Genomic DNA, 12551 nt, shown 5'->3' with positions numbered 1-12551 from the left:
CGTCGCCGGGAAGAGCCGGGTATCAGAGCACGACGCGCACGCGGTACTCGCGCAGCCACTGATCGAGCTGGATGACCCGGGGCAGCCACGGCGGCGGGGTGTAGTTCCCGGCGAACCAGGCGTCCGACTCGGCCATGCCGCGCAGCGACGCCCGGTCCACCAGATCGAGCACCGGCGAACCCGGATCGTCGAGGATGCCCAGGACCCGGGACCGCACCGCGCCGAGATACTCCGGACTGTGGCCGAACGGGAAGCCGCTCTTGGGACGCCGGGTGACCTGCTCGGGCAGCAGATCCGCCACCGCGTCGCGCAGCACGCCCTTCTCCTGGCCGCCGGAGCGCTTGTACTGCCAGGGCACGTTCCACAGGTACTCCACCAGCCGGTGGTCGCAGAACGGCACCCGCACCTCGAGTCCGTTGGCCATGCTCATCCGGTCCTTGCGGTCCAGCAGGAACGGCAGGAAGCGGGTCAGCTGCAGGTGGTAGACCTCGCGCAGGCGGCGATCAGGGCCCTGCTCCCCGTCGAGGTGCGGCACCTCGGCCAGCGCGTCACGGTAGGCGTCGGCGACGTAACCGTCGAGGTCGAGGGCTGCGCGCAGGTCGGGCGAGAGCTGCGCGTTGCGGTCGGTCACCCCCGCCGACCACGGGAAGTTCGCCGTGGGCGTCTCGGCCTCCGCCAGGAACCAGGGGTATCCGCCGAGGAAGTCGTCCGCACCCTCGCCGGAGAGCGCCACCGTCGCGTGCTTGCGCACCTCGCGGAACAACAGCAGCAGCGAGACGTCGAGGTCTCCGACTCCTAGGAAGTCGCGGGCGCGCAGGGTCGCGCCGAGCTCGTCGACCAGCGACGGCGTCTGCACGATGATCTCGGTGTGATCCGTGCCGACGTGGTCGGCCACCGCGCGGACGAACGGCGCGTCCCGGCTCAGGTGCAGGGCGTCGGCTTTGAAGTGCTCTTCGCTGCCGGCGAAGTCCAGCGAATAGGTGGCGAGCTTGCCGGAACCGGTCCGCGCGAGCTCCACCCCGGCCAGTCCGACGATCGCGCTGGAATCGATGCCGCCGGAGAGCAGCGCGACCAGCGGGACGTCGGAGACCAGTTGTTCGGCGACGGCCCCGCGCAGCAGCTCGCGGACCGTGGCGATGGTGGTGGGCAGGTCGTCGGTGTGCGGGGCGCTGCGCAGCGCCCAGTACCGCTGTTCCTTCGCCCCCGACCTGGTGACTCGGACGAGGTGGCCGGGCTTGACTTCGCGCAGATTGCGGTAGATCCCGGCGCCCGGCGGCTTGATGGCGACGGTGAACAGCGCCGCCAGGCCTTCCGGGTCGACCTCCGCCGGGAAATCGGGGTGCGCGAGGACGGCCTTGGGTTCGGAGCCGAAGAGCACCGCCCCCCCGGCGGTGCGTGTCCAGTACAGGGGCTTGATACCGAGCCGGTCGCGCACCAGCAGCAGCTCGCGCGACCGGCTGTCCCAGATGGCGAACGCGTACATGCCCACCAGCCGGTCCACCAGCGCCGCACCCCACTCCAGGTAGGCGTGCAGCACGACTTCGGTGTCCGAGGACGTCCGGAATCGGTGGCCGAGTCCGGCCAGCTCGGTCCGCAGCTCCCGGAAGTTGTAGACCTCGCCGCTGAAGGAGAGCACGGCCGGCGGCTCGGCCAACGGTCCGAGATCGCCGCGGGGCGCGGCCATCGGCTGTGCGCCGCCTCTCGGATCGATGACGGCCAGCCGCCGGTGGCCCAGCGCGGCGTGCTCCCCGAGCCAGACCCCGGACGCGTCCGGGCCGCGCTCGGCCAGCTGCGCGGTCATCGCGGCCAGCACCGCGTGCGCGCGGACCTGCTCCGGCTCACGCCAGTACGCCCAGCCGGTGATTCCGCACATCAGACTTCTCCTTCCGTGGCCGCGGGGCCGACCCCCAGCTGCCGCAGCGACTCGGCGACCAGGCCGCCGATCGGCTCGGGCAGCCGGCCCCAGTTGGCCTCCTCGTTCAGATCGAGCACGCGCGAGAGCTTCCAGCCGAGGTACTGGCCGAGTGAGGCGAGCGGCGGCAGCTTCTCGACCGGACGCACCGTCACCTCGTAGCCCTCGAACAGCGGCGCGACGCGCTCGCCGAGCCGGGCGCTCCAGGCTTCGTCCGGCGCGCCGTCCGTGGTCACCAGCAGCACGACGCCGTTCGACCGCAGCACCAGCATGTAGTTGAAGACGATGTGGCCCGGCAGTTCGCTCGACCAGAGCGCTGCTTCCAGGTCGTTCTGCCGCACGCCGTTGCCGGCCAGCGTGACCACGTCCTGTTCGCGGCCGAGCGTGCGCAGGATCGGTGTGCGCACGCCGCAGGCGCAGGTCTCGCCGGTGATCTCGACGCGGTCGCCGGTGCGGTAGCGCAGCAGCGGCCGGGCCGGCAGGTCGAGGCTGGTCACCACGAGCTCGCCGCGGTCGGCCTTGCCGTCGATCGGACGCAGCCCCTCGTCGTCGAAGAGTTCGAGCAGGTAGCTGTGCGTCTGCAGGTGGAGGTTGCGCTCCCGGCAGGTGACCGCGGTGGTCCCGGTCTCGGAGGAGCCGTACGAGCCGACGTAGGCGGTGGCGCCGGTGAGCCGCTCGAGGTGCGCGACGAAGCTGGGGCCGGTCTGCTCGGCCATCAGCAGCAGCCGGTCGAACCGGGGCGCGGGCAGATCGTTGCGGTGGGCGAACTGGATCAGCTCGAGCAGCCGGGAGGGCGGGCCGACGAAGACGTTGGCGCCGAGCTCCGCGATCAGCCGCAGCACCCTGGTGTAGTCGCCGGTGATGTTGTCCACCCAGGGCCTGAGCGACATGATGCCGAGGTATTCGAGTACTTTCTCGAACTGGTACGCGGCCGGCGCGAAGGGCGCGTTGATCAGGATCAGCGCGACGTCGCCGGGCTGGAGGATCTGCGCCCACAGCTCGCCGATGTTCACGGTGTTGATCAGCAGGTCGTCGAGCGCCTTGGGCGCGGCGACCGGGTTGCCGGTGGTGCCGGAGGATTCGTAGTAGTGCACGAATTCGGCCAGGGGCCGGGTGAACGCCTGGTCGCCGAGGGCGGCGAGGTCCTTCTTGGCCAGCAACGGGACCCGGCCGAAGACCTCGTGCGCGTCCTCGGGGGTGGCCAGCAGCCAGTCGGCCAGCGCGGCGGCCCCGACCGTGTGGCGGTAGAGGGCCGAACGGGTCGCCGCCTCCAGCGTCGTCACCAGTTTGACGGCGTGGACGGCCTCGAGGTCGACCGTGCCCTCCTGGGTCTCGCGCACGAGCTTGAGGTGGGCGTCGGCGAGTTCGGCGGCCGCGGCGCGCTCGTTCTCATCACGCAGCAACAACATCGGCGAACTCCTTTCCGGCCAGGAAGTCCTCGTCGCCGAGCCCCACCGCACGGCGTAGGGCGCCGGTTTCGATGAGGTCGATGACGGCGTTGACGTCGCGATCGAGCCGGCGGTCGCGCTCGACGAACTCCGAGTGCTCGCGCAACAGCGCGTGCGCGGCGCGGACCGCGGGCGAGGCCTTCTCCACCCCGCGCAGGTCCACGGCCTGGGCGAGGGCGAGCAGGTGGATGGCGGCGACCTCGCGAACCAGGCCGTTGATGGTGCGCGCGTCGCGGGCGGCGATAGTGCCCATGCTGACCTTGTCCTGGTTGTGCGCCTCGGTGGAGCGCGAGAAGACCGAGGCGGGGTTCGCCTGCTTGAGCGCCTCGGCGGTGATCGCGGACGCGGCGATCTGCATGCCCTTGAATCCATGGTGCAGGCCGGCCTGCGGGTCCGACTCGTCCCGGGCGACGATGAGGTTCGGCGGCAGTCCCTCGTTGAACTTCTCGTCCACCACCAGCTCGAGCTGACGGTCGAGCAGGTCGGCGACGCTCGCCACGGCGATCTTGAGGCTGTCCATCGCCTGGCCGACGTGTCCGGCGTAGAAGTTGCCGCCGAGGTGCAGGCCGCCGTCCTCCGCGTCGAACAGCGGGTTGTCGCTGGAGGAGTTGATCTCGATGCCGAGCCACTGCTCGACCCAGCCGAGGGTGTCGCGCAGCACGCCGACGATCTGCGGGGCGCAGCGCACCGAGTACTTGTCCTGGATCCGGTCGGCCTCGGTCAGCCGGACGTAGCCGCGTCCGTCGAGGCGTTCGCGGCGGATGAGGATCTCCTCGAAATCCGTGGCGAGCCGGGAGCCCTGAAGCAGGGCCCTGACGTTGGCGGCGCTGGTCACCTGGCCGGGGTGCGGCTTGTTGCCGTGTACGAAGGGGTGGAACGCGGACGCGTTGCCGTGCAGGGCTTCGAGGGTCAGGGCGGTGGCGAGGTCTGCGACGAAGGCGAGTTCGCGCGCGTCCCAGGCGGCGTGCACGCCGTACGCCGCGGTGAAGGAGGTGCCGTTGATCAGTGCGAGGCCCTCCTTCGGCTCGAGCAGCACGGGGTCGAGGCCCTCGTCGAGCAGGGCGTCGAGGGCCGGCCTGATCCGGCCGTCGTGCCAGACCTCCCCCTCGCCGATCAGCGCCGCGGCCAGGTAGCACAGCGGGACCAGGTCCCCGCTGGCGCCGAGCGAGCCGCGCTCGGGGATCAGCGGCAGGATGCCGCGGTGCAGGTGCTCGAGCAGCGTCTCGACCACCTCGGGCCGGATGGCCGAGGGGCCGCGGGAGACTGAGTTGGCCCGGATCAGGATCGCGGCCCGGGCGACGGCCGGCGCGGCGGCCGGCCCGGTCCCGTTGAGGTGGTAGAGGACGAGGTTGCGCTGCAGGTCGTGTGCCTTGTCCGGGGAGATCTGCCGGATGCAGCTGTCGCCGAATCCGGTGGTCACCCCGTAGATCGGGATCTGCTCGCCGAGCAGCGTGTTCTTCAACTCGACCGAGGCGCGCATCCGGGCGGCCGACTCGCCGGCCAGCCTTGCCCGCAGCGCCCCGGTGCCCTGGCGGGCCGCGTACGCGGTGCGCCGGGCGGCGAGGGTGGCGCCGTCGAGCACGAGCTCGATGGGCTCGCCCTCGCCGGCGCCCGGGCTCGGCTTCCCGGGGCTCTGGGTGATGATTTCCGTCATGGCGGTGCTCCGCTTCTCGTACCGTTTGGCGGGACGGTTCGAGCCTGCGGCATGGCGGGCGGGGCGCGCTTCGGTCCCCGGACCGGGCCCGGCACCCGGTCCGCGGGCCCGGCGGATCCGGACGCGGGACGGGGTCGCGCGGAGCCCTGTTATGTTAGAGAAGAGACGAACATTCGAACCATCCACCGGGCCGGGACCGGTGGGGCGAAGGGTGGAAGCGTGCGACTGCTGGCGCATCCGGGCCGCGAGGACATCGAGCTGACCGCGGTCTTCCACGCCTTGAGCGACCCGATCCGCCTCGGCATCGTGGTGGACCTGCTCGGCGGCAACGAGGAGTCGTGCGGCGGGCTCGACGTGCCGCTGAACAAGTCGAGCCTCTCGCACCATCTCAAGGTGCTGCGGGAAGCCGGGGTGACCTTCACCCGGATCGAGGGCACGCACCGCTACATGTCGCTGCGCCGGGCGGATCTGGACGCCCGTTTCCCCGGGCTGTTGGACGCGATCGCCACCTCCGCGCGCACGCCCGCCCGGGCGTAGCGCCGCATCGCGCCCGGCGCCGCACGGCTACCAGGCGTCCCAGTGCGCGACCTCGTCGAGCGGGGCGCGCCGGGCCGGGCGGAAGTCCAGCCCGAGGGTGTGCGCGACAGGGATCAGGCAGGTCTGCATCACCTCCGGGTAGGGGATGCCGAGCATGGCCGCGGCCTCCTTCTCGAAGTTCAGGTGCGGCGTGGTGAACACCGTCCCGAGCCCGCGGGCCCGGGCGGCGAGCATGAAGCTCCAGGCGGCCGGGAGCACCGATCCCCAGATGTTCGCCTGCGCCGTCGTCGTGGTCAGATACTCCCTCCGCGGCGCGTGCACGCACGGGATCACCAGGTACGGCACCCGGTGCAGGTTCGCCGCGAGGTGCCCCGAGCCCTCGCGCACCCGGGCCCAGCGCTCGGGGGTGTCGGGCACCCGGTCGAGCGAGCCGGGCGGGGAGACCAGGTCCGCGCCGTGCCGCAGTCCCAGCAGGTACAACTGGGCGAGCGCGAGCTTGCGCTCCGGGTCGGAGACGACCACGAACTCCCAGTGCTGCCGGTTCTTCCCGGAGGGCGCCTGGAGCGCGAGTTCGAGGCACTCCTCGATCAGCCGGCGTTCCACCGGCCGGTCGAAGTCGAGCCGGCGGCGCACGGCGCGGGTGGTGGAGAGCAGTTCGTCGGGGGTGCGGGGAAGCACGGCCGCTCCTTAGTTTGAAGGTACGCAAACTATAAAACAAACTTCCGGACGGGAGGCGCCCCGCCCGGCGAACGGGTCGCGGCCCCATCGCCCGGCCGTGGTCCGGGCGGCGGGGCGCGCCCTACCGTCGCAGCAGACTGCCGTCCGAGCGAAAGGCCCGATCCGTGACCGCATCCCCCGACACCTACCCGTTCCCGCTCGGCCCGGTGGGCGAGCCGCCCGAGGCCTACGCGCGGCTGCGCGGCCACCGGCCCGTCTCCCAGGTGCGGATGCCGAGCGGCGATACCGCCTGGTACGTCACCGGCTACGCCGAGGTCGAACAGGCCCTCGGCGACCCGCGGCTCTCCCGCGCGGCCCTGCGCGAGCCCGGCGCGCCGCGCGTCATCCCCGGGCCGGACTTCGGCGACAACCCCTACAACCTGCTCAGCCAGGAGGGCCCCGACCACCAGCGCCTCAGAAGGCTGATCAGCCCCGCCTTCACGCCGCGCAAGGCCGAGGCCCTGCGCGCCCGGGTGGCGCAGATCGCGAACGAGCTCATCGACGAGCTGACCGCCGATCGGGAGCGCGCGGATCTGCACCGCGATTACGCGGTCGAACTCCCGGTGCGGGTGATCGCGGAGATGCTCGGCGCCCGCGCCGCCGAACTCGGCAAGCTCCAGGAGTGGACCGACCGGCTGGTGAGCATCACCGCGCACACCGACGCCGAGCGGCTCCAGGCGCGCGAGGAGTCCGCGGCCTACATCGCCGCCCTGGTGGCCGAGCGACGGGCTCGGCCCGGCGAGGACTTGCTCAGTGCCCTGATCACCGCGCGCGACGATCAGGACCGCCTGGACGAGCGCGAACTGGTCTGGCTCGGTATCAACATCCTGGTGGCCGGCCACGACACGACCGTCAGCGCGATCAGCCGCGGGCTGTTCATGCTGCTCGGCCATCCCGAGCAGTGGCGGCAGCTGGTGGACCGCCCGGAACTGCTCGCGCACGCGACCGAGGAGCTGCTGCGCTACGCCCCGCCCTCGGAGATCGGCTTCCTGCGGATAGCCACCGAGGACACCGAGATCGGCGGCTGCCCGGTGGCCAAGGGCGAGGGGGTCATCCCGGTCATGCACGCGGCCGGCCGGGACCACCGTGAGCTCGGGGACCCGGACGTGCTCGACCTGACCCGCCCGCGCGAGGAGGCCGGGCGCCACCTCGCCTTCGGCCACGGCCCGCACTACTGCCCGGGTGCGGGCGTGGCCAGGATGGAACTGCAGGTGGCGTTCGGCCAGCTGGCCCGGCGGCTGCCGAAGCTCACCCTGGCCGTGCCGCCGGAGCAGGTCGAGTGGATCGGCGGGCTGCTCACGCTGCGGCCTCGGGAGCTCCCCGTCGTGTGGTGAGCCGCGGCACCGCGTCCACCAGGGCGCGGGTGACGCAGTGGGCCGGCGCGTCGAGCACCCGGGCGGTCGGCCCCTCCTCCACCACCCGGCCATCGGCGAGGATCACCACCCGTTCGCACAGCCGGCGGATGACGGCCAGGTCGTGCGAGACGAACACGAGCGCGAGACCGAGATCCCGGCGCAGCCCCTCGAGCAGGTCGAGCACCTGGGCCTGCACGGTGACGTCGAGGGCCGAGACCGGCTCGTCGCACAGCAGCACCCGCGGCCCGGGGGCGAGGGCGCGGGCGATCGCGACCCGCTGACGTTGCCCGCCGGACAGCTCGATCGGCCGCCGCCGGCGCAGTTCAGCGCTCAGGCCGACCTCGGCGAGCAGCCCGGCCACCCGGTCCGGCCGCTCGCGCCGGGGCACCCAGGCGACGGTGAGGGCCTCGCTCAGGACGCGCCCGACGGTGTGGCCGGGATCGAAGGAGCCGAGCGGATCCTGCGGCACCCACTGGACTCCGGAGCGCACCTCGAGACGCTCGCGCCGATCCAGTTCGCGCCAGCCGCGCCCGTCGATCAGCACTCTGCCGCCCTCGGGTCCGCCGTCGGGCTCGGTCAGGCCGAGCAACAGCCGCACCAGGGTCGTCTTGCCCGAGCCCGACTCCCCCGCCACGCCCACGCTCTCCCCCGGCCGGACGGCGAAATCCACCGCGCGCAACGCGCGCCGCGGCGTGCCGTCGGGGGCGCGGAAGCTCTTGGTCAGTCCGGCCGCGGCGAGGATCGGCTCGGCGCCCTCGGTGTTCCCGGCGTTTGCGGCCGCGGGGTGCTCCCGGGTCGGCGCGTCGATCCGCGGGACGGCCTCGATCAGGGTCCTGGCATAAGGATGGCGCGGTTCGGCCAGGAGCCGCTCGATCGGGCCGCTCTCCACGACCGCGCCGTTCTGCAGGACGCTGACATGGTCGGCGAGCCGGGCCACCACGCCGAGATCGTGGCTGATGAGCAGGATCGGGGTACCGCGTGCCTTCAGCTCGGCCAACAGGTCGAGCAGTGCGGCCTGGACGGTGACGTCGAGAGAGGCGGTCGGCTCGTCGGCCACCAGGATCCGCGGATCCCCGGCGAGCGTCGCCGCGATCAGGGCCCGCTGGCGCTGGCCGCCGGAAAGCTCATGCGGATACTGACGCGCCCGCATCTCCGGGTCCGGCATGTGCACCCGCTCGAGCAGTTCGTGCACGCGTTCGCGTACCCGGCCGCGGCTGAGGTCGTGGTGCAGCCGCACGGCTTCGCCGATCTCGTCACCGATCCGGCGCAGCGGGTCCAGCGCGGTGAGCGGGTCCTGCGGAACCAGGCCCACCTGCCGGCCGCGCACGCCGCGCCAGTCGCGCTCGTCGAACCCTGCGGCGTCGCGTCCGAGCAGCCGGAAGCGCTCGGCCTCCACCCGGGCCCGCCGACCCGCCAATCCGAGCAAGGACCGGCCGACGGAGCTCTTGCCGGAGCCGGATTCGCCGACCAGCGCCACGCACTGCCCGGCCTCGAGGGTCAGATCCACCCCGCGCACGGCCGCGACCTCGGCGCCCGTCTCGGTCCGGTAGGTCACCCGCAGCCCGGAGATCTCGACGAGGGGTTCGGCCGATGAGAGTGCGGTCATCCGGTCCTCCTGCGTGCGGCTCGCTGGGCGGCTCTGCCCAGCACGGTGGCGGCCACGACGGTCGCGGCGATGGCGAGGCCCGGGATGATCCCGGTCCACCAGGCCAGCGCCAGGTAGTCGCGGCCCTGGGCGAGCATCGAGCCCCACTCGGCGGCGGGCTCCGCCGGGCCCAGGCCCAGGAAGCTCAGGGCGGCGCCGGCCAGGATCGACTCGGCGATGCCGACCGTCACCAGCACCAGCAGCGGCCGCAGCGCCGCCGGGAGCAGGTGGCGGCGCAGGATCGCACCGCGGCCGAGGCCCAGGATGACGGCCGCGTCGATGTAACCCGCGCCGCGTACCTCGAGCACCCGGGCGCGCACCAGCCGAGCCAGGCCCGGCGTGGCGGCCAGGGCGATCGCGAGGATCTCCTGGCCGGTTCCGGAGCCGAGCACGGCCAGGACGAGCAAAGCGAGGAGCAGTCCCGGGAACGCGAGGAAGACGTCGAACACGCGTCCCAACGCGGCGCCGACGACGCGCCCGCCGAGGCCGGCGGCCAGCCCGAGCAGCGTCGCGGCAGCGGTGGCCAGCACCGTCGCGCCGAGTCCCACGGTCAGCGAAAGCCGCGCGCCGTAGACGACGCGCGTGTACTCGTCCCGGCCGAGCTGGTCCGTGCCGAACCAGTGCGCGAACCCGGGGCCGCGGAAGGCCTGCAGCACGTTCACGGCGTCGGGGTCGCCCGAGGCGAGCACCGACGGCCGCAGCGCGGCCAGGACGACGAGCGCGAGCCCGACCGCGGCGATCACGGTGGAGCCACGAGGCCGGCCCGCCTTCACGACCTCACCGAACCCGCGCGCAGCCGCGGATCCACCGCGGCGTAGAGCAGATCGACCGCGGTGTTCACGACGACGAATCCGGCGGCCGAGAGCAGCACGACCCCTAGGACGACGGGCATGTCCTTGGCATCGATCGCCGTGACGGCGATCCGGCCGAGCCCGGGGCGGGCGAAGACCGTCTCGACTAAGACGGTGCCGCCGAGCAGGCCGCCGAAGAGCCAGCCGCCCAGCGTGATCGCCGGGATCAGCGCGTGCCGCAGAGCGTGGCGCGCCCGCACCGCGAAGCCGCCGAGGCCGCGCGCCCGGGCCGCGAGCACGAAGGGTTCCTCGAGCGCCGCGTCGAGACCGGAGCGCAGCACCTGGGAGAGCAGCCCGGCCATCGGCACCGCGAGCGTCGCCGCCGGCAGCACCAGGGCCGCCGGTCCGTCGGCGCCGGCGACGGGGAAGAGCTTCCAGTGGAAGGAGAAGAGCGTCAGAAGCAGGATTCCCAGCCAGAAGGTGGGCGTGGAGACGGCCAGCAGCTCGGCAGATTCCACGAGCCGGCGCACCGGCCCGTCGTGTCCGGACGTCAGCAGCGCGGCCGCGAGGGCGAGGGCGCCGCCGAGCAGGGCCGCGGCGAGCGCGAGTTGGACCGTCGCGCCGAGCTGCTGGCCGATGACGGCGCGCACCGGCAGCTGCTGCTGGTACGAGGTGCCGAGATCGCCGGTGAACAGACGCCTGAGATAGCCGGCGTACTGGACCGCCAGGGGCCGGTCCAGCTGATAGTCCGCCACGATGCGCGCGCGCACCTGCGGGGTGACCGTCACCATCGGCCCGAGCAGCGTGGAGACCGGATCGCCCGGCAGCAGGTGGAGTGCGGCGAAGGAGAGCGTGGCCGCGCCCCAGAGCACCACGACGGCCTGCGCGGCGCGGCCGAGCAGGAAGCGGGCCACCGGGCCGAGCGCCTGAGACGCCCGGCCCGGCCGGGAGGATCCCTCGGCCACTACGCGACCCACGCGGTGTAGAACTCGGGGCCGCCGCTCACGTCGTAACGCAGGCCGTGGACCTTCGTGGAGACGCCGAGCTGATATTCGGTCACATACAGCGGCAGCACGACGGCGTGCTGGATCGTCCAGTTCTGCACGTCGCGGTAGTCCGCGGCCGACTGCGCGGGCGAGACGTTCCCGTCGGCGTCGTCGAGCCACGCGTCGACCTGCGGATCGCGGGTGTTGGAGGCGTCCTCACTGCCCTGCACCGCCGCGGAGGCGCTGTGGTAGAAACCGCGGAGGATGTCGGCGTCACCGCGGGCCCAGCTCAGGTCGAGGACGTCGTAGTCGCTCTTCTCGATGTCGGTGAAGTACGCGCCCTCGGCCACCGTGTCGCGTTCGAGGTCGATGCCGACCTTCTTGAACTGGGCGACCAGCGCCTGGCCCAGGGTGTCGCGCTGGTCGCTCTGGCTCTCGGCGATGTAGATCCAACGCAGTGTCAGCCGCTTGCCGTCCTTCGTCCGGTAGCCCTGGGCGTCCACGCCGGTGTAGCTGGCCTGCTCGAGGAGTTCGATCGCCTTGGCCGGATCGTTCCCCCAGGAGTTCGCCAGCGTGCTGTCATAAGTGCCGCCCGGGGTCGAGGGGCTCAGCACGCTCCAGGCCGGCTGGTAGAGGCCGAAGTAGACCGACTTGATCAGCGTCGGCACGTCCGCGGCGTCGAGCACGGCCTGGCGCACCCGTTCGTCGTTGAGCGGGGCGTGCGCCTGGTTGAGCTGGAGGCTGTAGACGATGCCGGGCGACTGGTGTGCGACGTAGGTCAGCTGCGTGTCGGCCTTCACCGTCTTGACCGCCGTCACCGGGACGGTCGCGGCGTCCACCTGGCCACTGGTGAGGGAGCCGACGCGGGTCGAGTCGTCGGGCAGGAAGTCGATCGTGTAGCCGGACAGGTAGGCGGGCCCGCTGTTTCCGACACCCTGCGGACCCCACTTGTAGGCGGGGTTGCGGGTGAAGCTGACGCTCTGGCCGGGCACACGGGCACTCTCGACGAAGGGCCCTGATCCGACCGAGTAGCTGCCGCCCGCGCACAGATGCGAGGCGTCGTGGGTGAGCGAGGCCGGAGAGGCGATGCCCAGGTAGGTGGTGCTCACGGCCTGCAGGAAGGGGGTGAAGGCGCGGGAGAAGTCGACCTCCACGGTGTAGGCGTCGTCCACCTTCGTCCCCTGGTAATACTGGCCGAACAGGGCCGAGGCGTATTCCGACTTGGTGGCGGGGGCGTTGATCGAGTCGAAGTTCGCCTTGACCGCCTGAGCGTCGAACGCGGTTCCGTCGGTGAACTTCACGTCGTGGCGCAACTGGAATGTATATGTCTTGCCGTCCTTGGAGACCTTCCACGACGTGGCGAGCCACGGATGGAAGGCACCGGAGGAGTCCTGGTACACGAGCGAGTCGTACACCCCGCGCTGGATGACGGCGGTGACGTCGGCGGGGCTCACGTGGGGATCGAAGCAGGACGGCTCCTGGTTGACGGCGAAGCTCAGCTTCCCG

Annotated in this window: 10 protein-coding genes; 2 read left to right on the top strand and 8 right to left on the bottom strand. The window is 72.2% G+C overall.

Annotated features, from left to right (window positions below; all coding sequences use genetic code 11):
* Positions 1–22: 22 nt before the first annotated feature.
* From asnB to ACTRO_RS03420, 3 genes are read right to left on the bottom strand one after another with little or no spacing between them, the layout of a single operon-like run.
* A complete protein-coding gene (gene asnB / locus ACTRO_RS03430; protein ID WP_034261066.1) occupies positions 23–1873 on the bottom strand; it encodes an asparagine synthase (glutamine-hydrolyzing) in 1851 nt (616 codons plus the stop codon).
* Entirely contained in the window at positions 1873–3321 is a 1449-nt protein-coding gene (locus tag ACTRO_RS03425; RefSeq protein WP_157435715.1) for a phenylacetate--CoA ligase family protein, read from the bottom strand. Before ACTRO_RS03425 ends, asnB begins: the two co-directional genes overlap by 1 nt.
* Positions 3305–5014, bottom strand: a complete 1710-nt coding sequence (locus ACTRO_RS03420) for an HAL/PAL/TAL family ammonia-lyase (RefSeq protein WP_084315938.1) — start codon at positions 5012–5014, stop codon at positions 3305–3307. The genes ACTRO_RS03425 and ACTRO_RS03420 overlap by 17 nt, the downstream gene beginning before the upstream one ends.
* 219 nt (positions 5015–5233) lie before the next feature.
* On the opposite strand from ACTRO_RS03420, the gene ACTRO_RS03415 reads away from it, so the two are divergent.
* Positions 5234–5551 carry an ArsR/SmtB family transcription factor gene (locus ACTRO_RS03415; protein ID WP_034261062.1) on the top strand — a complete coding sequence of 106 codons (318 nt, stop codon included), beginning with the start codon at positions 5234–5236 and terminating at the stop codon, positions 5549–5551.
* Positions 5552–5578: 27 nt separating this feature from the next.
* Here the strand turns inward: ACTRO_RS03415 and ACTRO_RS03410 are convergent, their stop codons facing one another.
* Positions 5579–6229 carry a nitroreductase family protein gene (locus ACTRO_RS03410; RefSeq protein ID WP_034261060.1) on the bottom strand — a complete coding sequence of 217 codons (651 nt, stop codon included), beginning with the start codon at positions 6227–6229 and terminating at the stop codon, positions 5579–5581.
* 164 nt (positions 6230–6393) lie between these two features.
* Between ACTRO_RS03410 and ACTRO_RS03405 the strand changes: the two genes are divergently transcribed.
* Positions 6394–7602 (top strand): cytochrome P450, encoded by a 1209-nt coding sequence (locus tag ACTRO_RS03405; RefSeq protein WP_034261058.1) that lies wholly within the window; start codon positions 6394–6396, stop codon positions 7600–7602.
* On the opposite strand, the gene ACTRO_RS03400 is transcribed toward ACTRO_RS03405, so the two are convergent.
* From ACTRO_RS03400 to ACTRO_RS03385, 4 genes are read right to left on the bottom strand one after another with little or no spacing between them, the layout of a single operon-like run.
* Complete coding sequence (locus ACTRO_RS03400; protein WP_034261056.1) at positions 7565–9229, bottom strand: dipeptide ABC transporter ATP-binding protein; 1665 nt, start codon at positions 9227–9229, stop codon at positions 7565–7567. The genes ACTRO_RS03405 and ACTRO_RS03400 overlap by 38 nt on opposite strands.
* Complete coding sequence (locus ACTRO_RS03395) at positions 9226–10041, bottom strand: ABC transporter permease (RefSeq protein ID WP_034261054.1); 816 nt, start codon at positions 10039–10041, stop codon at positions 9226–9228. The genes ACTRO_RS03400 and ACTRO_RS03395 overlap by 4 nt, the downstream gene beginning before the upstream one ends.
* Positions 10038–11036, bottom strand: coding sequence for an ABC transporter permease (locus ACTRO_RS03390; RefSeq protein WP_211244078.1), 999 nt, complete (start codon positions 11034–11036; stop codon positions 10038–10040). The genes ACTRO_RS03395 and ACTRO_RS03390 overlap by 4 nt, the downstream gene beginning before the upstream one ends.
* Positions 11024–12499: an ABC transporter substrate-binding protein gene (locus tag ACTRO_RS03385; protein ID WP_169739810.1), complete on the bottom strand. Its 1476-nt coding sequence runs from the start codon at positions 12497–12499 to the stop codon at positions 11024–11026. Before ACTRO_RS03385 ends, ACTRO_RS03390 begins: the two co-directional genes overlap by 13 nt.
* Between the last annotated feature and the right edge of the window lie 52 nt (positions 12500–12551).

It is taken from the genome of Actinospica robiniae DSM 44927 (assembly GCF_000504285.1).
Lineage (GTDB): Bacteria > Actinomycetota > Actinomycetes > Streptomycetales > Catenulisporaceae > Actinospica > Actinospica robiniae.
Note: the sequence above shows the minus strand (reverse complement) of the source record. Positions and strands in the feature narration are given on the sequence as shown.

Bases quoted from the DNA above. Each gene is read 5' to 3' on its own strand.
- ACTRO_RS03420 (WP_084315938.1), bottom strand. From the start codon at position 5,014: ATGACGGAAATCATCACCCAGAGCCCCGGGAAGCCGAGCCCGGGCGCC.
- ACTRO_RS03425 (WP_157435715.1), bottom strand. From the start codon at position 3,321: ATGTTGTTGCTGCGTGATGAGAACGAGCGCGCCGCGGCCGCCGAACTC.
- asnB (WP_034261066.1), bottom strand. From the start codon at position 1,873: ATGTGCGGAATCACCGGCTGGGCGTACTGGCGTGAGCCGGAGCAGGTC.
- ACTRO_RS03400 (WP_034261056.1), bottom strand. From the start codon at position 9,229: ATGACCGCACTCTCATCGGCCGAACCCCTCGTCGAGATCTCCGGGCTG.